22 protein-coding genes are annotated in these 18,889 nt (G+C 43.0%); 15 read left to right on the forward strand and 7 right to left on the reverse strand.

All coding sequences use genetic code 11. The features are described 5' to 3' along the window. Positions 1–348 (forward strand): gamma-glutamylcyclotransferase family protein, encoded by a 348-nt coding sequence (locus Phpb_RS21650; RefSeq protein WP_065392172.1) that lies wholly within the window; start codon positions 1–3, stop codon positions 346–348. 100 nt (positions 349–448) lie between these two features. Here Phpb_RS21650 and ppa read toward each other — a convergent pair whose 3' ends face one another. Further along, positions 449–979, reverse strand: coding sequence for an inorganic diphosphatase (ppa, locus tag Phpb_RS21655; protein WP_036776561.1), 531 nt, complete (start codon positions 977–979; stop codon positions 449–451). Between the two features lie 332 nt (positions 980–1,311). Between ppa and Phpb_RS21660 the strand changes: the two genes are divergently transcribed. Continuing rightward, on the forward strand, positions 1,312–1,674 hold the full coding sequence (locus tag Phpb_RS21660; RefSeq protein ID WP_065392173.1) for a type II toxin-antitoxin system RelE/ParE family toxin: 363 nt from the start codon (positions 1,312–1,314) through the stop codon (positions 1,672–1,674). Beyond that, complete coding sequence (locus Phpb_RS21665; RefSeq protein WP_049585084.1) at positions 1,661–1,960, forward strand: helix-turn-helix domain-containing protein; 300 nt, start codon at positions 1,661–1,663, stop codon at positions 1,958–1,960. Before Phpb_RS21660 ends, Phpb_RS21665 begins: the two co-directional genes overlap by 14 nt. A gap of 161 nt (positions 1,961–2,121) precedes the next feature. Here Phpb_RS21665 and fbp read toward each other — a convergent pair whose 3' ends face one another. After that, positions 2,122–3,126 (reverse strand): class 1 fructose-bisphosphatase, encoded by a 1,005-nt coding sequence (fbp, locus tag Phpb_RS21670; RefSeq protein WP_065392174.1) that lies wholly within the window; start codon positions 3,124–3,126, stop codon positions 2,122–2,124. Between the two features lie 165 nt (positions 3,127–3,291). Here fbp and mpl point away from each other — a divergent pair, with 165 nt between their 5' ends. After that, on the forward strand, positions 3,292–4,662 hold the full coding sequence (gene mpl / locus Phpb_RS21675) for a UDP-N-acetylmuramate:L-alanyl-gamma-D-glutamyl-meso-diaminopimelate ligase (RefSeq protein ID WP_065392175.1): 1,371 nt from the start codon (positions 3,292–3,294) through the stop codon (positions 4,660–4,662). 45 nt (positions 4,663–4,707) lie between these two features. On the opposite strand, the gene argR is transcribed toward mpl, so the two are convergent. After that, positions 4,708–5,178: a transcriptional regulator ArgR gene (gene argR / locus Phpb_RS21680; RefSeq protein WP_036776550.1), complete on the reverse strand. Its 471-nt coding sequence runs from the start codon at positions 5,176–5,178 to the stop codon at positions 4,708–4,710. A 456-nt stretch (positions 5,179–5,634) separates the two neighbouring features. Here argR and mdh point away from each other — a divergent pair, with 456 nt between their 5' ends. Beyond that, on the forward strand, positions 5,635–6,573 hold the full coding sequence (mdh, locus tag Phpb_RS21685) for a malate dehydrogenase (RefSeq protein WP_065392176.1): 939 nt from the start codon (positions 5,635–5,637) through the stop codon (positions 6,571–6,573). A 101-nt stretch (positions 6,574–6,674) separates the two neighbouring features. Here the strand turns inward: mdh and Phpb_RS21690 are convergent, their stop codons facing one another. Next, complete coding sequence (locus tag Phpb_RS21690; RefSeq protein ID WP_065392177.1) at positions 6,675–6,941, reverse strand: helix-turn-helix domain-containing protein; 267 nt, start codon at positions 6,939–6,941, stop codon at positions 6,675–6,677. Positions 6,942–7,124: 183 nt separating this feature from the next. Here Phpb_RS21690 and Phpb_RS21695 point away from each other — a divergent pair, with 183 nt between their 5' ends. After that, a complete protein-coding gene (locus Phpb_RS21695) occupies positions 7,125–7,472 on the forward strand; it encodes a DNA-binding protein (RefSeq protein ID WP_065392178.1) in 348 nt (115 codons plus the stop codon). Positions 7,473–7,548: 76 nt separating this feature from the next. Then, positions 7,549–7,929, forward strand: a complete 381-nt coding sequence (locus Phpb_RS21700) for a DNA-binding protein (protein ID WP_065392179.1) — start codon at positions 7,549–7,551, stop codon at positions 7,927–7,929. Positions 7,930–7,950: 21 nt separating this feature from the next. Here the strand turns inward: Phpb_RS21700 and ispB are convergent, their stop codons facing one another. Then, positions 7,951–8,922, reverse strand: coding sequence for an octaprenyl diphosphate synthase (gene ispB, locus Phpb_RS21705; protein WP_065392180.1), 972 nt, complete (start codon positions 8,920–8,922; stop codon positions 7,951–7,953). Positions 8,923–9,173: 251 nt separating this feature from the next. On the opposite strand from ispB, the gene rplU reads away from it, so the two are divergent. The 3 genes from rplU to cgtA all read left to right on the forward strand — a co-directional run bounded on the left by rplU (position 9,174) and on the right by cgtA (position 11,062). Then, the gene (gene rplU / locus Phpb_RS21710) at positions 9,174–9,482 is read left to right on the forward strand and encodes a 50S ribosomal protein L21 (RefSeq protein WP_011148618.1); all 309 of its coding nucleotides are present in this window, start codon (positions 9,174–9,176) and stop codon (positions 9,480–9,482) included. A 19-nt stretch (positions 9,483–9,501) separates the two neighbouring features. Beyond that, positions 9,502–9,759, forward strand: coding sequence for a 50S ribosomal protein L27 (rpmA, locus tag Phpb_RS21715; protein WP_015836118.1), 258 nt, complete (start codon positions 9,502–9,504; stop codon positions 9,757–9,759). Positions 9,760–9,886: 127 nt separating this feature from the next. Beyond that, on the forward strand, positions 9,887–11,062 hold the full coding sequence (gene cgtA / locus Phpb_RS21720) for an Obg family GTPase CgtA (RefSeq protein ID WP_065392181.1): 1,176 nt from the start codon (positions 9,887–9,889) through the stop codon (positions 11,060–11,062). 54 nt (positions 11,063–11,116) lie between these two features. Here the strand turns inward: cgtA and dacB are convergent, their stop codons facing one another. After that, on the reverse strand, positions 11,117–12,565 hold the full coding sequence (gene dacB / locus Phpb_RS21725; protein ID WP_065392182.1) for a serine-type D-Ala-D-Ala carboxypeptidase: 1,449 nt from the start codon (positions 12,563–12,565) through the stop codon (positions 11,117–11,119). A gap of 260 nt (positions 12,566–12,825) precedes the next feature. Between dacB and greA the strand changes: the two genes are divergently transcribed. Then, positions 12,826–13,302, forward strand: coding sequence for a transcription elongation factor GreA (greA, locus tag Phpb_RS21730; protein ID WP_036776530.1), 477 nt, complete (start codon positions 12,826–12,828; stop codon positions 13,300–13,302). A gap of 133 nt (positions 13,303–13,435) precedes the next feature. Here the strand turns inward: greA and yhbY are convergent, their stop codons facing one another. Continuing rightward, positions 13,436–13,729, reverse strand: a complete 294-nt coding sequence (gene yhbY, locus Phpb_RS21735; protein WP_036776529.1) for a ribosome assembly RNA-binding protein YhbY — start codon at positions 13,727–13,729, stop codon at positions 13,436–13,438. Between the two features lie 140 nt (positions 13,730–13,869). Between yhbY and rlmE the strand changes: the two genes are divergently transcribed. The 4 genes from rlmE (at position 13,870) to glmM (ending at position 18,774) form a co-directional block, all read left to right on the forward strand. Further along, complete coding sequence (gene rlmE, locus Phpb_RS21740) at positions 13,870–14,499, forward strand: 23S rRNA (uridine(2552)-2'-O)-methyltransferase RlmE (protein ID WP_036776528.1); 630 nt, start codon at positions 13,870–13,872, stop codon at positions 14,497–14,499. 48 nt (positions 14,500–14,547) lie between these two features. Then, positions 14,548–16,509 carry an ATP-dependent zinc metalloprotease FtsH gene (gene ftsH / locus Phpb_RS21745; RefSeq protein ID WP_036810131.1) on the forward strand — a complete coding sequence of 654 codons (1,962 nt, stop codon included), beginning with the start codon at positions 14,548–14,550 and terminating at the stop codon, positions 16,507–16,509. A gap of 85 nt (positions 16,510–16,594) precedes the next feature. Then, positions 16,595–17,440 (forward strand): dihydropteroate synthase, encoded by an 846-nt coding sequence (gene folP, locus Phpb_RS21750; protein WP_065392183.1) that lies wholly within the window; start codon positions 16,595–16,597, stop codon positions 17,438–17,440. Beyond that, the gene (gene glmM, locus Phpb_RS21755; protein ID WP_065392184.1) at positions 17,437–18,774 is read left to right on the forward strand and encodes a phosphoglucosamine mutase; all 1,338 of its coding nucleotides are present in this window, start codon (positions 17,437–17,439) and stop codon (positions 18,772–18,774) included. The genes folP and glmM overlap by 4 nt, the downstream gene beginning before the upstream one ends. Positions 18,775–18,889 lie beyond the last annotated feature (115 nt).

The following is an 18,889-nucleotide window of genomic DNA, read 5'->3' on the forward strand; positions in this document are numbered from 1 at the left end:
ATGCGAATTATTGTTTATGGCAGCTTACGGCGCAAACAGGGCAATCATCACTGGATGACCGATGCTCAATGGTTAGGTGATCATCGGCTGGAAGGCTATGAGCTATATGACCTTGGGCATTATCCTGCGGTTGTCCGTGGTGACGGAAGTATTGAATGTGAGGTATATCGAATCAATTCTACTATCCTGACAGAATTAGACGATTTGAAAGATAATTCGCGGGAGTATCTAAGGGAATTGATTCAGACACCGTATGGCAATGCATGGATATATCTTTATCAGTTTCCAATAACTGGTTTACGGCGGATAAAAAGCGGTGACTGGTTGAAGCGTCATGTGGAAGAGTAAATAAAAAGCCTTCTTTTGTAATAAAAAGGGAGTATGGTATTAAAAAACCTCTGTTGGTGATGTTTCCCAGAGGTTTTTTAATTATTCAAACAGGAAAAAACTATTTCTTAGCGGCACGTTCGAAAGAGGAGATAATTTCTGCTTTAGCAGCTTCGGCATTATCCCAACCATCCACTTTAACCCACTTACCTTTTTCCAGATCTTTATAGCGCTCAAAGAAGTGAGTGATCTGAGCGCGCAGTAGTTCTGGTAGATCGTTCACATCTTTAATGTGATCATACTCTTTGGTTAGTTTGCTATGTGGCACTGCAACCAGTTTCGCGTCTTCACCTGATTCATCAGTCATTTTCAGAACACCAACCGGACGGCAACGAATCACAGAGCCTGGTTGTAGTGGGTATGGCGTCGGAACCAGAACATCAACCGGGTCACCATCCAGAGATAAAGTGTTGTTGATGTAACCATAGTTGCATGGATAGAACATCGCGGTAGACATGAAACGGTCTACAAACAGCGCACCGGATTCTTTATCAATTTCATATTTAATTGGATCTGCGTTTGCAGGGATCTCAATAATGACATAGATATCTTCAGGCAGTTCTTTTCCTGCCGGTACTAAGTTCAGGCTCATGAAAGTTTCCTTTATTTCAAACCAGAATAGAGTGGGGAGTATTATAGCCAAAACATTTTTTAAAGTACTCTCCATTTTTCTGACAAGTAGCTTGTTGGTAAATGCTGTCTCTGAGTTTGATGATAGCCCCGTGGTGCAGTCACTATAAAACCTAGAACAAAAGGTCGTTTAACACTGCCACTGGCGAGAGCATAATAACCAGTGACATGCTCATTACCACACATGACAAAGGTGCAGTTAGCTTCTGTATAGGGCATTTTTTGTATTTACATATTGATATATAAGTTGTGGATTATATTATGTTGTCATAAGTCATGACTTATTAGGTTGTTGTGTGGACTATAATTTTAACTCGTCGATTTGAAGATTGGTTTGATGAGCAAGATATCAGTACCCAGAAAAAAATATTGGCAGACCTTAGTGTGTTAGAAGTGTTTGGTCCTCAACTAGGCCGTCCTGTTGTTGACTCTTTGTATGGTTCAAAATTTAACAATATGAAAGAGTTAAGAATTCAGTGTAAGGGGAGGCCAATAAGAGCATTTTTTGCCTTTGACCCATTAAGACGAGCTATTGTTCTATGTGCTGGTGATAAGACAGGGAACGAAAAGCGTTTTTACAAAGAAATGATCTCGGTGGCTGATGCTGAGTATAAAGCTCACTTAGCGAGTTTGGAGGGTAAAAATGAAAACTCTTAAAGATAAGATACGAGAATTTTCTGTTGAAGATCGAGCAGATATAAAACAGATGGCTGATGAAATGATTTTAGAAACTGGTTTGCAACTGATGAGAGAAGAGCTGAATATCTCTCAGAAAAAACTGGCGGATAGTTTAGGTATTAGTCAGCCTGCAATTACGCAAATAGAACAACGGGGTAACGATATAAAACTGGCTACGTTAAAGCGTTATGTTGAAGCTATGGGAGGCAAACTTAGCCTAACCGTAGAACTCCCAACTGGGGATGGGAGAATTTTTCATATCTGACAGAAGTGGTGACTACTCCTTTAGTTTGTGCACGATTTTGTGTAGTCGCCATTTTATTGAAGGTGATCTGTTAGGTGGTCACCAATCAGTAATAAAGTAACTAGTTAAAATCAAAAAAGCGACGAAAAATCCCGCCGCTTATCCGAAATTAACCGATGAAATTACTCATCTGGGAACTCAGCCATAAAACTCTCTGCTTTCTCCACCATCGATTTACTGCCCACAAAGAAAGGAACGCGCTGATGCAGTTTGGATGGGATGATATCCAGAATGCGGTTGACGCCATCACTGGCTTTACCTCCGGCTTGTTCAGCCAGGAATGCCATTGGGTTACATTCATACAGTAGGCGTAATTTTCCTGATGGATGGCTAGCGGTGCTTGGGTAAATGTAGATACCGCCTTTCAGCAGATTGCGGTGAAAATCAGCAACCAGCGAGCCAATATAACGGGTGGTATAAGGGCGCTGAGTGGCTTCATCTTGTTCCTGGCAATATTTGATGTATTTCTTTACCCCCATAGGGAATTTGATGTAATTCCCTTCGTTGATGGAATACATATTGCCATTGGGTGGGAACTGAACTTTCTCATGGGAAAGACAAAATACTCCCAAGGAAGGATCGTAAGTAAAGGCGTGTACCCCACAGCCGGTGGTGTAGACCAGCATAGTTGAAGAACCGTAAACAACATATCCGGCGGCAACCTGACGATGGCCTGGTTGCAGGAAATCTTTTTCAGTCACTGGCTGGCCGATGGGGGTAATACGGCGGTAGATAGAGAAGATAGTACCGACGGAAACGTTTACATCAATATTTGAAGAACCATCCAATGGGTCCATCAAAACAACATATTTTGCGTTTTCTGCGCGGTCTCCTTCGAAAATAACGATATCATCTTCTTCCTCTGAAGCGATCCCCGCAACTTCACCGCGTGCTTTCAGTGCTGCTTTGAGTTTTTCATTAGCATACAGGTCCAGTTTCATCTGCACCTCGCCTTGGATATTGGACACACCGCTGGCCCCTAAAATATCCACTAAACCGGCTTTGTTGATATCACGGTGAATGATTTTTGCTCCGAGCTTAATAGCGGAAAGCAATGCAGTGAGTTCACCCGTAGCGTGAGAAAAATCGTGCTGCTTTTCGACGATGAATTCGCCTAATGTTTTCATGACGAAAGTCCTGAATGTGATTTGATAGTGGTTTTAGAGTGACTATTGCACTCTTACGCGGGCAGTTTAGCCAAAGAAAGGGATGATTCATAGGCTATTCCATTTCTTATCTTGCTTTTGATGGTTAGAATAGTGGCTAACTTTATACTATGGAATAGGAAATCAATGCGTATTCATATTCTTGGTATCTGCGGCACTTTTATGGGGGGACTGGCTATTTTGGCACGTTCTCTTGGTCATGAAGTGGCTGGTTCTGATGCCAATGTTTATCCACCAATGAGTACCTTACTGGAAAAACATGGGATTAATCTGATTCAGGGATATGACCCGGCACAGTTGGATTCTGCGCCAGATATGGTCATCATCGGTAATATTATGAGCCGTGGGAATCCTTGTGTAGAAGCTGTGCTGGAGCGTGGGCTCCCTTATACTTCTGGTCCACAATGGCTGCATGATTATGTTTTGCCAGAACGTTGGGTATTGGCGGTTGCAGGGACGCATGGCAAAACAACAACTGCGGGTATGTTAGCCTGGATTTTGGAAGCTTGTGGTTATAAACCAGGTTTCTTAATTGGTGGTGTTCCGGGGAATTTTGAAACATCAGCTCAGATCGGGGAAAGCCCGTTTTTCGTAATAGAAGCTGATGAATATGACAGTGCTTTTTTTGATAAACGATCTAAGTTTGTGCATTACAGCCCACGTACGCTGATCATGAATAACCTGGAATTCGATCATGGCGATATTTTTGGCGATCTGGCGGCTATTCAGAGACAGTTCCATCATCTTGTCAGGGTTGTGCCGAGTAGTGGTAAGATCCTTGTCCCGGATAACGATATTAACCTGAAACAGGTTTTGTCTATGGGCTGTTGGAGTGAATTGGAGCTAGTGGGTGAAACCGGTAACTGGCAGGCAAAAAAGATCAGCACAGACAGCCGTAATTATCAGGTATTTTATGATGGTAAAGTTGTTGGAGAAGTGAACTGGTCGCTGGTGGGTGAACATAATATGCGCAACGGGCTGATTGCAATTGCCGCTGCACATCATGTTGGTGTCCAGCTAGCAGATGCCTGTTGTGCTTTAAATGAATTTATTAATGCTCGCCGCCGCCTTGAGCTACGTGGTGAGGAGAATGGCATCACTGTTTATGATGATTTTGCACATCACCCAACAGCAATGCTGGCAACTTTAGAAGCTCTGCGTAGTAAGGTTGGTGGAACTGCGCGTATTATCACTGTGTTGGAACCGCGTTCTAATACCATGAGAATGGGCATCAGTAAGAATGAGATCGCGCCGGCATTAGGACGTGCTGACGAAGTGTTCTTATTTCAGCCAGCTAATATTAAATGGCATGTATCAGAAATTGCAGATCGCTGTGTTCAGCCTGCTTACTGGAGTGCCGATATCGATTCACTGGTCAATATGATTGTTGATAAGGCACAACAGGGTGATCATATTTTGGTTATGAGTAATGGTGGATTTGGTGATATTCATAAAAAATTGCTATTTGCACTGAATAAAAAAGCTGATCGATTCTGAAAATAACCGTGGGAAAATGAATCGCGCCATTGTTGGCGCGTTCATTTAAAGTTCTTGTTCGAATAACCCAAGAATTGCTTCACGTAACTGCTCTGCCGTAAAACCTCTGGCCGGTGTGGTAAAAATGGTGTCATCGCCAGCGATACTGCCAAGTATACCTTCTGCTTTACCAAGAGAATCTAGCAGACGTGCAATAAGCTGTGCAGCTCCGGGACTTGTGCGAATGACAACAATTGAATGGTTGTGATCAACGTCCAATACCAAGTTTTTTAGTGGGCTAGTGGCTGTGGGGACGCCAAGTTCAGCAGGCAGACAGTAGACCATCTCCATTTTGGCATTACGAGTGCGAACAGCGCCAAATTTAGTGAGCATTCTGGAAACTTTGGATTGGTTAATATTTTCAAAACCTTCTTCCAGTAAAGCGGTGACAATTTCACCTTGAGAGCTAAATTTTTCTTCTTTCAATAACGCCTTGAAAGCTTTTACTAAATCTTCCTGTTTAGAGGGAGTACGCATATTTCACCATATTCAATCAGCTATGAAGCTTTCATTATGCATATAAATGAATTTTTATGCAATAATAATGATTTTATAGCCAGTTTGAACCGAGCGAAATTGGCCTTATGTTATATAGAAATTCATAAAACATGAATATGAAAATTTGCTTTTTTTAGTTGGTGATTCAGGTAAATATATTGTTAATCAAATGATATTGTTTGGCGTTGTTGTTGGGTGTAAGGTATTTAGCTGATTATTTCGTAAAATCATAGGGAAATTTTCAAAATAGTGTCCGTTATCTCATTAACAGATAAGCATTTTGCCTAGAATACGGCGACTTTTGCGTCCCACGATTAGAGTGTAAGTCCACAATTTGGCTGTTAATAGATTGTTTTTAAAAACGTAGTAATCTATGGTTCTTAACCAGATGAATTCACAGCATTTTAAAGTATAAACGATTTAAGGAGTATCAGGATGAAAGTTGCAGTTCTCGGTGCAGCCGGTGGTATTGGTCAGGCTCTTGCTCTTCTACTAAAAACCCAGCTTCCTTCAGGTTCAGAACTCTCTTTATATGATATCGCTCCAGTGACACCTGGGGTGGCTGTTGATCTGAGCCACATTCCAACGGAAGTGAAAATTAAAGGCTTTGCCGGTGAAGATGCCACTCCTGCGTTAGAGGGAGCAGATGTTGTATTGATTTCTGCGGGTGTTGCCCGTAAACCTGGCATGGATCGTTCAGATCTGTTTAATGTTAACGCGGGTATCGTTCGTAACCTGGTAGAGCAAGTGGCTAAAACTTGTCCGAAAGCACTGATTGGGATTATTACTAACCCAGTCAACACAACTGTAGCTATTGCAGCCGAAGTGCTGAAAACAGCGGGTGTATATGACAAAAACCGCCTGTTTGGCATCACAACTCTAGATGTTATTCGTTCTAATACTTTTGTTGCTGAATTGAAAGATAAAAAACCACAGAAAATCGAAGTGCCCGTCATTGGTGGTCATTCCGGTGTGACAATCTTACCTCTGTTGTCGCAGATCCCAGGTGTGAGCTTTACTGATGAAGAGTTGGTTGCTTTAACTAAACGTATTCAAAATGCCGGTACTGAAGTGGTTGAAGCTAAAGCGGGTGGAGGATCTGCAACTCTGTCTATGGGGCAAGCTGCGGCTCGTTTGGGGCTCTCTTTGGTCCGCGGCTTACAAGGCGAAAGTGATGTTGTAGAGTGTGCTTATGTTGAAGGTGATGGCGAATATGCTCGCTTCTTCGCTCAGCCGGTTCGTTTGGGTAAAAATGGCGTAGAAGAGCGCTTGGACATTGGTCAGTTGAGTGATTTTGAGCAGAAAGCGCTGGAAGGCATGCTAGATGTATTGAGAAAAGATATAGAATTAGGCGAAAAATTTATTAATAACTAATTTATATATTTTATAAGTAAAAAATATATATCTATGAAATAATAAAACCGCTGGTATAGCGAATTACCGGCGGTTTTTATTCAACGAATATAATTCGTTAGCTAATTATTTATTTGTTCGCGTACTTTCCTTTCTAATAATTCTCCAGTATTTGGATCAAAATAACGACTTGGCCAAATTTCTGAAGGATGTATTTCCAGATAATTCGCAATTATCCATTCCCCCTTTGGCCACGGCCGAGACAGCGCATTGGCTAGGGTCGACGAGCTAAGCCCCGCTCTGCGTGATACTTCAGCTAAGGTTGTTCCCCGCTTGCGTAAAGCTGCAATTATATCGGCAGGATGCCAATCAGATTTCCTTGAAATCATTTTTAATCCTTTTTTTATTAAATTTGATGCCATTAGTGGTATAAATAACAGGTACGCATGAGATTAATAACGAACTTAAACCTGTTATTGAGAAATAAAATAGCATTATTTTTCTAAAAATATTTCCAAATTTTTTCTTAAAAACTTCTTTTTTGAACTTGGTTACAAAAATAGAGAAACGTGATGAAAAAAGAGTGGTATTCGGCCAAGGAGTTAATCGGCGTGGGTGAGTTACCTGGATCACCACAAGGAGTTAATGCCAGAGCAAAACGCGAGGAGTGGTTATGTCAGAAAAGACGAGGTGTGCAAGGTAAAGCAGTTGAGTATCACTACTCCTGTTTCCCGGAAACGACCATTGCAGCGCTGGAGCTTCATGAATCATCTTCTGAGTATCAGGTGCAGAAGCAAGATCCTTTATCGATTTGGGTTGGTGCTTTCCATCAGTTATCAGAATCTGAGAAACAGGCTGTGACAGCCATGATCTTACGGGATGGTATCAGAAGTTTTTTGGAGAAGATTTCTGTTATTTGACCTGTTTTTGGAAATTAAAAACGCCAACTAACTTGGATTCTTCTTCATTATCCCGGTGCAAAGAGAGAAGAAAAGTATGAAAAAAGAATGGTATTCAGCTAAAGAGCTGGTTGGTATTGCTGGACTTCCTTCTTCGCCACAGGGAATAAATCTGATGGCAAGGCGGGAAGGATGGGAATATAGACGTAAACGAGGTGTTCAGGGCAAGGCTCTTGAATATCATATAAATAGCTTGCCTGAGGATGTACTTAATGTGCTATCTGTAGGGGAAAGCACTGTTGATTATGCAAACAAACGGCAAGACCCATTCTTAATTTGGATTGAGGCTTACTATCAACTAACTAAAGTTGAGAGGGAAAAAATTGTGAAATTTATCCTTCGGGAGGGGTTGGCAAAACTTATTGGTTATATTGATGTAGGTGTTGAAGACGCAGAGAAAAACCTGGAGTCAGATTAACCCCAGGTTTTGTTCTATCGATTAAGAAAGGCGTTGTACGGCAATATGGGCTAACCCCACGAGTGCTTGCTTGTATGGGGAGTTTCCCAGCGCCTGCAAAGCAGCTATTGCTTTATCTGCTTCTTCCTCTGCTCGTTTACGGGTATATTCCAGTGAGCCGCACTGTTTCATGGTTACCAGTACGGTTTCGAGTAAATGGCGGCCATTACCTTTTTCAATTGCTTCACGAATGAGTGCTGATTGTTCTGGAGTACCATGATTCATGGCGTGCAGTAAAGGTAATGTCGGTTTACCTTCGTTAAGATCATCACCGGTGTTTTTGCCCAATGTATCGCTATCGGCATCATAATCTAGTAAGTCATCTATTAACTGGAATGCAGTGCCTAAATAACGCCCGTAATTTTGTAAAGCTGTTTCTTGCTCTGAGGTGGCGTTAGAAAGAATTGCAGAAGCATGTGCGGCGACTTCAAATAATCGGGCTGTTTTACTATAAATCACCCGCATATAATCATCTTCAGAAATATTTGGATCGTTGCAGTTCATCAACTGTAAAACTTCACCTTCAGCGATAACATTGGTTGCTTCTGACATCAATTTAAGAACTCGCATAGAGTTAAGAGCGGTCATCATCTGGAAAGAACGGGTGTATATAAAGTCACCAACTAGTACGCTTGCTGCATTACCAAACATGGCATTGGCGGTCGCTTTGCCACGTCGCATGTCTGATTCATCCACAACATCATCATGTAATAGAGTCGCTGTGTGGATAAATTCAATTAATGCGGCAACAGTAATATGCTTATCACCCTGATAACCCAATGCTCTGCTAGCCAGGATCGCAATGATTGGGCGGAGGCGTTTTCCACCGCCACTGATTATGTAGTAGCCCAACTGATTGATAAGAGTAACGTCAGAATTCAACTGACTAAGAATGGTTTCATTTACCGCTGCCATATCATCAGCGGTTAGCTTGATAATAGATTCTAAATTCATATTTTTTCGGCTATGGGTTTTAATGCAGAGCTGTGTTCATATTAACATTAAAATAGTTATTGCTGTGTCTTGATTGTACTCGAAAAACAGTCTAAATAAATGACAATTCAGCAACTATGTTTTTTTATCATCTGCTCTAATTCTGCACTTGTCTTCTTAAGCTTTTTTGCGTAGAATTCGCGCCCTATTATGAATATTTATAGCGCGCTCTGGAATGATATTTAAGGGGGCGTGCGGAAAGCGGAGTTTATATGTACGCGGTTTTCCAAAGTGGTGGTAAACAACACCGAGTCAGCGAAGGTCAAACAATTCGCCTGGAAAAGCTGGACATCGCAACGGGTGAAACTGTTGAGTTTGACCAGGTTCTGATGGTCGCTAATGGTGATGACATTAAAATCGGCGCTCCTGTCGTTGAAGGCGTTAAAATCAAAGCTGAAGTCGTTGCCCACGGTCGTGGCGAGAAAATTAAAATCGTTAAATTTCGTCGTCGTAAACACAGCCGTAAGCAGCAAGGCCACCGTCAGTGGTTCACCGATGTTAAAATCACTGGCATCGCTTAAGATTTAGGAGAGCAGATTAATGGCACACAAAAAGGCTGGCGGCTCAACTCGTAATGGCCGCGATTCTGAAAGTAAACGTCTGGGTGTAAAACGTTTTGGTGGCGAGTCTGTATTAGCAGGCAGCATCATTGTTCGTCAACGTGGCACTAAATTCCACGCTGGCAGTAACGTTGGTTGTGGTCGCGATCACACCCTGTTCGCATTAGCTGATGGGAAAGTTAAATTCGAAGTTAAAGGCCCGAAAAACCGCAAATTTATCAGCATCGAAGCTGAATAAGTTTTTCGAGTTATAAACCGAATCAGAAGCCCTGCATGTGTTGCGGGGCTTTTTATATTCTAAAGTACGCCATCTCTGGGTAACACGGCCGTCCAGCACTGTAATGGCTATCGTACGGAGAAAAAATATGAAATTTGTAGATGAAGCCAGAATACTGGTTGTTGCGGGGGATGGTGGCAATGGTTGTGTCAGCTTCCGTCGTGAAAAATATATTCCGAAAGGTGGGCCAGACGGTGGGGATGGTGGGGATGGTGGGGATGTCTATCTGCTAGCAGATGAAAATCTCAATACACTGATTGACTATCGTTTTGAAAAATCCTTTCGAGCGGAGCGTGGACAAAATGGTCAAAGCCGTGGTTGTACTGGCAAGCGTGGTCAGGATATCACGATTAAAGTCCCTGTTGGGACGCGTGTCCGTGATGCGGTAACCGGTGAGGTTCTTGGCGATATGATTCGTCATGAACAGCGTTTAATGGTTGCGAAAGGTGGATTCCACGGGCTTGGCAATACCCGCTTTAAATCTTCTGTGAACCGGGCTCCTCGTCAAAAAACAATGGGAACTTCAGGTGAAACCCGCGAATTGATGTTGGAACTGATGCTGTTGGCAGATGTTGGTATGCTGGGGATGCCAAATGCGGGAAAATCCACGTTTATCCGAGCTGTTTCTGCTGCTAAACCAAAAGTTGCAGATTATCCATTTACTACTCTGGTACCAAGCTTGGGTGTAGTAAGGATGGATAACGAACAAAGTTTCGTTGTGGCTGATATTCCAGGACTCATTGAAGGTGCTTCCGATGGCGCTGGTTTGGGTATTCGTTTCTTGAAACATTTGGAACGTTGCCGGGTACTGCTGCATTTAATTGATATTTGCCCTATTGATGAATCAGATCCTGTTGAAAATGCTCGAATTATTGTCAACGAGCTACAGCAATACAGTGAAAAATTGGCAGCAAAACCACGTTGGTTGGTATTTAATAAAGTTGATCTGTTGGATTCAGAAGAAGCCAAACAGCGAGCCCAAGCTATTGCTGATGAATTGGGGTGGGAAGGCGACTTTTATATGATCTCAGCGATAAATCACCTAGGAGTTAAAGCGCTTTGCTGGGATATTATGGAGTTTATGAAAACTCAGCCTCGTAATATGAGTACAGCAGACGGTGAATCTCAGCCTGAGAAAGTTGAATTTATGTGGGATGACTATCATAAGAAGCAATTGGAACAGGTTTCGGAAGTGGACGATGACTGGGATGACGATTGGGACGAAGATGACGACGAAGGCGTTGAGGTTATTTATAAACGCTGATTCTTTTACTTTCTCATCATAATTAAGGGCGCCATATTTGTGGCGCCAATTTTATCAGTTGCTTTGGTATAAATCTTTATACAGTCTGCTTTCGAATCGAATCAAAGGAGCCCGACGGTTGCGATGTTCTTTTGGCGGTACGGCGTAAGCAGAAATAAATTGCACGAAAGCAACTTGTTGACCGCTAGCAGTGGTTATAAAGCCAGCCAAGTTATAAACTCCTTGCAGGGCACCGGTTTTAGCCGAAACTTTTCCGTTTACTCCTGCTTCATCCAGTCCTCCCCGGTATCTTAATGTGCCGTCATGACCCGCCAATGGCAGCATGGAAATAAAATCTAATTCTTGATCATGTTGAGCAATAAACTGTAATACTTCCATCATAGTTGCTGGAGTAATCAGATTATGGCGGGATAATCCTGAGCCATCTACCATCACTGTATTTCCTAGGTCGATGCCTGCTTTTTGTTTTAACACTTGCCGTACCGCATCAGAACCTGAACGCCAGGTTCCTGGTATATCAAAGTGTTCTCGGCCTATTGTCCGAAATACGGTATCAGCAATCATATTGTCAGATTTTTTTAGCATGACTTTCAGCAGATCATGTAATGGTGCCGATTGATTTTTAGCCAGAACTTTTCCCGGTTCAGTTGGTAAACTTTGGCGTTTGAGATTACCTGTGATTTCAATTCCTGCAATTTGCAATTCATTTTTAAGAATTGCCCCTGCATAGCTGGCGCCATTTTGAATTGCGAAAGCCAGTGGCAATGGTTCACTGCGTTGAGTAAGGCATCCGGTAAGAGTAAAACGGTTCAGTTCCCCAGGAACGATGTCCAGTTCGCAGTATTGGCTTTCAGGAGAGCCTTTTGCCAACGTCTTAACTTCACTGAACATATTTACGGGATAAAAAGATGCTACGCGGATAAATGCAGTATCACCGGGATGTTCAGCACTATATAGCGAAACTGAAAAACAGTTTCGATCTACAATTGCGGCAGCAGGGGGAGCACTGAAACATTGGGTCATGTCATTCCATACCCAACCGGGAGCTTTATCGTGGCTGGCAAAGGCGGAAACATCTATCAGAAGATTGCCGTCAATTTTTTCCACACCAGATTGTTTCAAAACGGTGACCATATTGCGAAGTTGTTGACGGGTCAGTGTTGGATCTCCTACAAAACGAGCGATCAAATTTCCTCTCAGGACGCCGTTTGAAATTTTTCCGTGGCTTTCCAGCGTGGTGATAAAGCGATAATCTTTACCCAGTTGTAACAATGCTGCAAGAGCTGTGACAACTTTCAGCGTACTCGCTGGTAGAGCCATTTGCTGCCCGTGATAATCAATTAACGGGGTATTGGCGCCAACTTTTTGAGCGATTAACGCCAGATTAGTACCATCAGGCAGATATTGCGTATATTCCTCAACGGGTGTGGCGTTTGCGTTGGGTGTAATTAAATACAGAGTGGTAACGTAAACTAATCTGCTGGCAATTTTAAAGAAGGACATAAATTTCGCATATGGATGTAGACGTACCACAATACTAAGGTGCAAAGTGGGGAAAAGTAAACGATGACCCATCATCAAGTCTACGTTAGAATGATATATTAATATGTAAAATATGATTGTGAACTCCGGGTAGCTCTGTAGTTTGCACTATTGTTTATTGTCTGTAAGCCCGCCCGACAAGGTGTGCTCATTGTGCTGTTATCTGAAAACATCAGGATGATGCTTGTTTTTTGCTCAGGAAAGATTTAGAGGATTAATAAATGAAACAGATTCCAATGACGGTACGTGGCGCGGATAAGTTGCGCGAAGAGTTAGATTATCTAAAGAACGTACGCCGTCCAAAAATTATTTCAGACATTGCTGAAGCACGTGAACATGGTGATCTGAAAGAAAACGCTGAATATCATGCTGCTCGTGAACAACAAGGTTTCTGCGAAGGCCGTATTCAGGAAATCGAAGCTAAGCTTTCTAATGCACAGGTGATTGATGTCACGAAAATGCCCAAGACTGGACGTGTTATTTTTGGGACTACAGTTACGGTTTTGAATGTTAATACTGATGAAGAGCAGACTTACCGGATTGTGGGTGACGATGAAGCAGATATTAAAGAAAATTTAATCTCAGTGAATTCACCAATTGCCAGAGGTTTGATAGGTAAAGAAGTTGATGACGTTGTTATTATCAAAACACCGGGTGGTGAAGTTGAATATGAAATCCTGAAAGTTGAATATATTTAACTTCAGGATTGGCCTGTTGCTATTGATTTACGTTAGATAAAGTTGCACAAGGATCGTGGAGAAAGTAAAAAAGGCCATATCTGGCCTTTTTTATCATGGTATACGCACGGAATTTTATATAAATGAGGTTTGATTATTTAGGTAAAATAATTTTGCGTTCTTCCGATTGGCGGTAAAGAACTAGGATTTTACCGATAATTTGCACATTATATGCACCGGTCTCGCGGACAATTGCATCGGCGATCAAATTTTTGGTTTCACGATCTTCGCCTGCGATTTTGACTTTGATAAGCTCATGGTGTGACAATGTTTGCTCAATTTCGGCCAACACACCCTCAGTCAGGCCGTTATTACCAATCATAACGACAGGTTTTAGCGGGTGAGCGAGACTTCTCAGGTGTTGTACTTGTTTTTTGTTAAGGGTCATTGTTTTTTTGCTTAGTTAGGATTGAAAACGGGACATTCTACCGCCATCTCATCTCTATCACCATAAATAGTGTGTTGTGGTTTTGGTGTATGGAGCAATAGATATCTGGCTCTTTATTCGTAGTGTAGTTGGAAAGGACAATGGCCAATAAAAAACGTTCGGCAAGCTCCAGTCGCTGGTTACAAGAACACTTTAGTGATAAATATGTTCTGCAAGCACAGAAAAAAGGGCTTCGTTCTCGCGCTTGGTTTAAACTTGATGAAATTCAACAAAGTGACAAAGTTTTTAAGCCTGGCATGACCGTTGTCGATTTAGGCGCAGCTCCTGGTGGATGGTCTCAGTACGCAGTGAGTCAAATTAATGATAATGGGCGAGTGATTGCCTGTGATCTTTTACCGATGGATCCCATTGTTGGCGTCGATTTCCTTCAGGGTGATTTTCGTGATGAACTTGTATTGAAAGCATTGCTTGAGCGAGTTGGTGATAACAAAGTCCAGGTCGTCATGTCGGATATGGCGCCCAATATGAGCGGAACACCTGCGGTCGATATTCCTCGATCCATGTATCTGGTTGAATTGGCGTTAGATATGTGTCGTGATGTGCTGGCCCCCGGGGGGAGTTTTATTGTCAAAGTGTTTCAGGGAGAAGGCTTTGATGAATACCTGAGGGAAATTCGCTCCCTATTTACGAACGTGAAAATTCGTAAGCCGGACGCTTCGCGGGCACGATCGCGTGAAGTATACATTGTAGCGACAGGGCGGAAACTATAGTACCCTGAATGCTATTTGTTAACACAGTTGTAATATGAGGTTAATCCCTTGAGTGACATGGCGAAAAACCTGATTCTCTGGTTAGTTATCGCAGTTGTGCTGATGTCGTTATTCCAGAGTTTTGGTCCCAGCGATTCCAATAGTCGTAGGGTGGATTATTCTACCTTCATCAATGAATTAGCCCAGGATCAGGTGCGCGAAGTTCGTATCACAGGTCGTGAAATTAATGTTAGTAGGAAAGATAACAGCAGATACACCACTTACCTACCAGTACAGGATGAAAAACTGTTAGATACGTTACTGAATAAAAACGTAAAAGTGGTTGGTGAACCCCCAGAGGAGCCAAGTCTGCTAACTTCTATTTTCATTTCCTGGTTCCCGATGTTATTGCTTATTGGGGTCTGGATTTTCTTTATGCGTCAGATGCAGGGCGGCGGCGGTAAAGGGGCAATGTCTTTCGGTAAAAGCAAGGCCCGTATGCTGACAGAAGATCAGATTAAAACCACTTTTGCTGATGTTGCTGGTTGTGACGAAGCGAAAGAAGAAGTTGGTGAACTGGTGGAATATCTGCGAGAGCCAGGCCGCTTCCAGAAGTTGGGTGGAAAAATCCCGAAAGGTATTCTAATGGTCGGGCCTCCGGGTACGGGTAAGACTTTGCTGGCAAAAGCGATTGCGGGTGAAGCGAAGGTGCCATTCTTTACTATCTCCGGTTCTGACTTCGTTGAAATGTTTGTTGGTGTTGGTGCATCCCGTGTTCGTGATATGTTCGAGCAGGCGAAGAAGGCAGCACCTTGTATCATCTTTATTGATGAGATTGATGCGGTGGGCCGTCAGCGTGGTGCTGGTTTGGGTGGCGGTCACGATGAACGTGAGCAGACTCTGAACCAGATGCTGGTTGAGATGGATGGTTTTGAAGGCAACGAAGGTATTATCGTTATTGCCGCGACTAACCGCCCCGACGTACTTGATCCTGCCTTGTTGCGTCCTGGCCGTTTTGACCGTCAGGTTGTTGTTGGTTTGCCAGACGTACGTGGTCGCGAGCAGATTCTGAAAGTTCATATGCGCCGGGTTCCTCTGGATACTGATGTTGATGCTTCTGTCATTGCTCGCGGTACTCCGGGATTCTCTGGCGCTGATTTGGCTAACCTGGTGAACGAAGCTGCTTTGTTTGCAGCTCGTGGTAACAGACGCGTAGTTTCTATGGTTGAATTCGAAAAAGCGAAAGACAAAATCATGATGGGCGCAGAACGCCGCTCTATGGTGATGACGGAAGAGCAAAAAGAATCAACTGCTTATCATGAAGCAGGCCATGCCATTATTGGCCGCTTGGTTCCTGAGCATGATCCTGTTCATAAAGTTACCATTATTCCGCGTGGTCGCGCTTTGGGTGTGACTTTTTTCCTACCGGAAGGCGATCAGATCAGCGCTAGTCGTCAGAAGTTGGAAAGCCAGATTTCAACCTTATATGGAGGTCGTCTGGCGGAAGAAATTATTTACGGTCCAGACAGCGTTTCTACTGGCGCATCTAACGATATCAAAGTGGCGACATCAATTGCCCGTAACATGGTAACGCAGTGGGGTTTCTCAGAAAAACTCGGCCCATTACTCTATGCAGAGGAAGAAGGAGAAGTGTTCCTTGGTCGTTCAGTTGCTAAAGCTAAGCACATGTCTGATGAAACTGCTCGTCTTATCGATCAGGAAGTGAAGGCAATTATCGATCATAACTATCAGCGTGCTCGTCAGATTCTGATGGACAACCTTGATATTCTACATTCGATGAAAGATGCATTGATGAAGTACGAAACTATTGATGCCCCCCAGATTGACGACTTAATGAATCGTACGAATGTGCGTCCACCAGCTGGATGGGAAAGCGATAATGGCAGCAATAATAACAGTCGCCCAACAGGTAATACACCTCCTCCGCAGGCTACAAAACCAACTGGTGATATCAATACATTGGCGCAAGGTGGTGAACAAGTAGGGCAGTCAGGAAATAAAGATCAGTAATTGTTCCATTGTTTCGTAGTCTGATTGATATATTTATGAAACCCCAGGTAAGTCCTGGGGTTTTGACATTGAAGGTAGCCCAAACATGAAACTCAGAGCCAGAGATAATGTTCTCAACCTTTCTCGCCCACAAATAATGGGTATTTTGAATGTGACTCCAGATTCATTTTCTGATGGTGGTGCTCATAATACTCTGGATATGGCTTTACGACATGCTGAAAAGATGATTAATGAAGGAGCTGCGATCATTGATATCGGTGGGGAATCTACCCGTCCAGGAGCTGATGAAGTCAGTGAACAGGAAGAAGTAGAGCGTGTTGTTCCGGTTGTTGAAGCTTTAGCTCAACGATTTAATATTTGGATTTCTGTTGATACCTCGAAAGCATTGGTGATGAGTGAGTCAGCAAAAGCTGGCGCCCATTTGATTAATGATATTCGTGCATTGCAAGAGCCTGGTGCTTTGGAAAGCGCGGCTAAATCTGGTTTACCCGTTTGTTTGATGCATATGAAGGGCCAACCACGGACAATGCAGGATGCGCCACATTATGAAAATTTGTTAAGTGAAGTGAAACAATTTTTTACTGAGCAAATTGAACGTTGTGTGATGGCAGGGATAGCAAAAGATAAACTTGTTCTTGATCCAGGCTTCGGTTTTGGTAAGAACTTGACGCATAATTATCAGTTACTGGCACATTTAAACCAATTTCATCAATTTGGTTTACCTGTGCTGGCAGGAATGTCACGTAAATCTATGATAGGTCAGTTGCTTCATGTACCGCCACAAGAAAGGGTTGTTGGTAGTGTAGCTTGCGCTGTTATCGCTTCTATGCAAGGAGCGCAAATTATCCGGGTACATGATGTCAAAGAAACCGTGCAGGCAATGCAAATTGTCGAAGCAACACTTTCAGCAAAGGAAGAAAAGAAATTATGAGTAACCGCAAATACTTTGGTACTGATGGTATCCGTGGCAAAGTGGGCAATAGCCCAATTACGCCAGATTTTGTGTTAAAGCTTGGTTGGGCTGCGGGTAAAGTACTGGCTCGTCACGGTTCTCGTAAGATCATTATCGGTAAGGATACCCGTATTTCTGGCTATATGCTGGAATCTTCTTTAGAAGCAGGTTTAGCTGCGGCTGGTTTGTCGGCTTCGTTCACTGGTCCCATGCCAACACCTGCTGTTGCTTATTTGACTCGTACTTTCCGTGCTGAAGCTGGAATTGTTATCTCTGCTTCTCATAATCCTTATTATGATAATGGTATTAAATTCTTCTCTATTGACGGTACGAAACTGCCGGATGATGTGGAAGAGGCAATTGAGGCTGAAATGGAAAAGCCACTGACTTGCGTGGAGTCCGCAGAGTTGGGACGTGCAAATCGTATTGTGGATGCTGCGGGTCGTTATATTGAATTCTGCAAAGGTACATTTCCAAGTGAGCAAAGTCTTAATGGATTGAAAATTGTACTTGATTGCGCTAATGGTGCGACTTACCACATTGCCCCAAACGTACTCAGAGAACTGGGGGCTGATGTTGTGACGATTGGCTGTGAGCCGAACGGTATCAATATTAATGAAAAATGTGGTGCTACTGATGTTCGTTTATTGCAGCAACGCGTTGTAGAAGAGAAGGCTGATGTTGGTCTGGCATTCGATGGTGATGGTGATCGCGTTATTATGGTTGATCATTTGGGACAGAAAGTTGATGGCGACCAGATCCTTTATATCATTGCCCGTGAAGCATTGAGACAAGGGCAACTGCGTGGTGGTGTTGTTGGTACGCTGATGAGTAATATGGGATTGGAGCTGGCATTGAAGCAGCTTGGTATCCCGTTCTTGCGTGCTAAAGTGGGTGACCGTTATGTGCTGGAAAAATTGCAGGAAGAAGGCTGGCGTTTAGGTGCTGAAAATTCTGGTCATGTCATCTTATTGGATAAAACAACTACGGGTGACGGCATTGTCGCTGGCCTTCAGGTTCTGAGTGCTATGGTGCGTAACCATATGAGTTTGCACGATTTGTGTAGTGGTATGAAACTTTTGCCACAGGTACTGGTAAATGTTCGTTTCTCCGGTTCACACGATCCACTTAAATCGGAAAATGTAATTAATATTACTAAATCTGTTGAAGCGGAATTAAATGGTCGTGGACGGGTATTGTTACGTAAATCAGGTACTGAGCCATTGATTCGTGTCATGGTAGAGGGTGAAGATGATGTGCAAGTCACGGCCTTGGCTCATCGTATTGCTGACGCAGTGAAACACGCGGGTTAATTTGTTGTTTTTTTCCTCAAGTGATTCTGATTATTGAAATTAATCTTGCGTATCAGATGTGGTTTGGTTAGTATTCAGACCCACTCGCTCAGGTGATTAGCTGTTTGAGTGGGTG

Source organism: Photorhabdus namnaonensis (genome assembly GCF_001684335.1).
Lineage (GTDB): Bacteria > Pseudomonadota > Gammaproteobacteria > Enterobacterales > Enterobacteriaceae > Photorhabdus > Photorhabdus namnaonensis.

Bases quoted from the DNA above. Each gene is read 5' to 3' on its own strand.
- Phpb_RS21650 (WP_065392172.1), top strand. From the start codon at position 1: ATGCGAATTATTGTTTATGGCAGCTTACGGCGCAAACAGGGCAATCAT.
- ppa (WP_036776561.1), bottom strand. From the start codon at position 979: ATGAGCCTGAACTTAGTACCGGCAGGAAAAGAACTGCCTGAAGATATC.
- Phpb_RS21665 (WP_049585084.1), top strand. From the start codon at position 1,661: ATGAAAACTCTTAAAGATAAGATACGAGAATTTTCTGTTGAAGATCGA.
- fbp (WP_065392174.1), bottom strand. From the start codon at position 3,126: ATGAAAACATTAGGCGAATTCATCGTCGAAAAGCAGCACGATTTTTCT.
- mpl (WP_065392175.1), top strand. From the start codon at position 3,292: ATGCGTATTCATATTCTTGGTATCTGCGGCACTTTTATGGGGGGACTG.
- argR (WP_036776550.1), bottom strand. From the start codon at position 5,178: ATGCGTACTCCCTCTAAACAGGAAGATTTAGTAAAAGCTTTCAAGGCG.
- mdh (WP_065392176.1), top strand. From the start codon at position 5,635: ATGAAAGTTGCAGTTCTCGGTGCAGCCGGTGGTATTGGTCAGGCTCTT.
- Phpb_RS21690 (WP_065392177.1), bottom strand. From the start codon at position 6,941: ATGATTTCAAGGAAATCTGATTGGCATCCTGCCGATATAATTGCAGCT.
- Phpb_RS21695 (WP_065392178.1), top strand. From the start codon at position 7,125: ATGAAAAAAGAGTGGTATTCGGCCAAGGAGTTAATCGGCGTGGGTGAG.
- Phpb_RS21700 (WP_065392179.1), top strand. From the start codon at position 7,549: ATGAAAAAAGAATGGTATTCAGCTAAAGAGCTGGTTGGTATTGCTGGA.
- ispB (WP_065392180.1), bottom strand. From the start codon at position 8,922: ATGAATTTAGAATCTATTATCAAGCTAACCGCTGATGATATGGCAGCG.
- rplU (WP_011148618.1), top strand. From the start codon at position 9,174: ATGTACGCGGTTTTCCAAAGTGGTGGTAAACAACACCGAGTCAGCGAA.
- rpmA (WP_015836118.1), top strand. From the start codon at position 9,502: ATGGCACACAAAAAGGCTGGCGGCTCAACTCGTAATGGCCGCGATTCT.
- cgtA (WP_065392181.1), top strand. From the start codon at position 9,887: ATGAAATTTGTAGATGAAGCCAGAATACTGGTTGTTGCGGGGGATGGT.
- dacB (WP_065392182.1), bottom strand. From the start codon at position 12,565: ATGTCCTTCTTTAAAATTGCCAGCAGATTAGTTTACGTTACCACTCTG.
- greA (WP_036776530.1), top strand. From the start codon at position 12,826: ATGAAACAGATTCCAATGACGGTACGTGGCGCGGATAAGTTGCGCGAA.
- yhbY (WP_036776529.1), bottom strand. From the start codon at position 13,729: ATGACCCTTAACAAAAAACAAGTACAACACCTGAGAAGTCTCGCTCAC.
- rlmE (WP_036776528.1), top strand. From the start codon at position 13,870: ATGGCCAATAAAAAACGTTCGGCAAGCTCCAGTCGCTGGTTACAAGAA.
- folP (WP_065392183.1), top strand. From the start codon at position 16,595: ATGAAACTCAGAGCCAGAGATAATGTTCTCAACCTTTCTCGCCCACAA.
- glmM (WP_065392184.1), top strand. From the start codon at position 17,437: ATGAGTAACCGCAAATACTTTGGTACTGATGGTATCCGTGGCAAAGTG.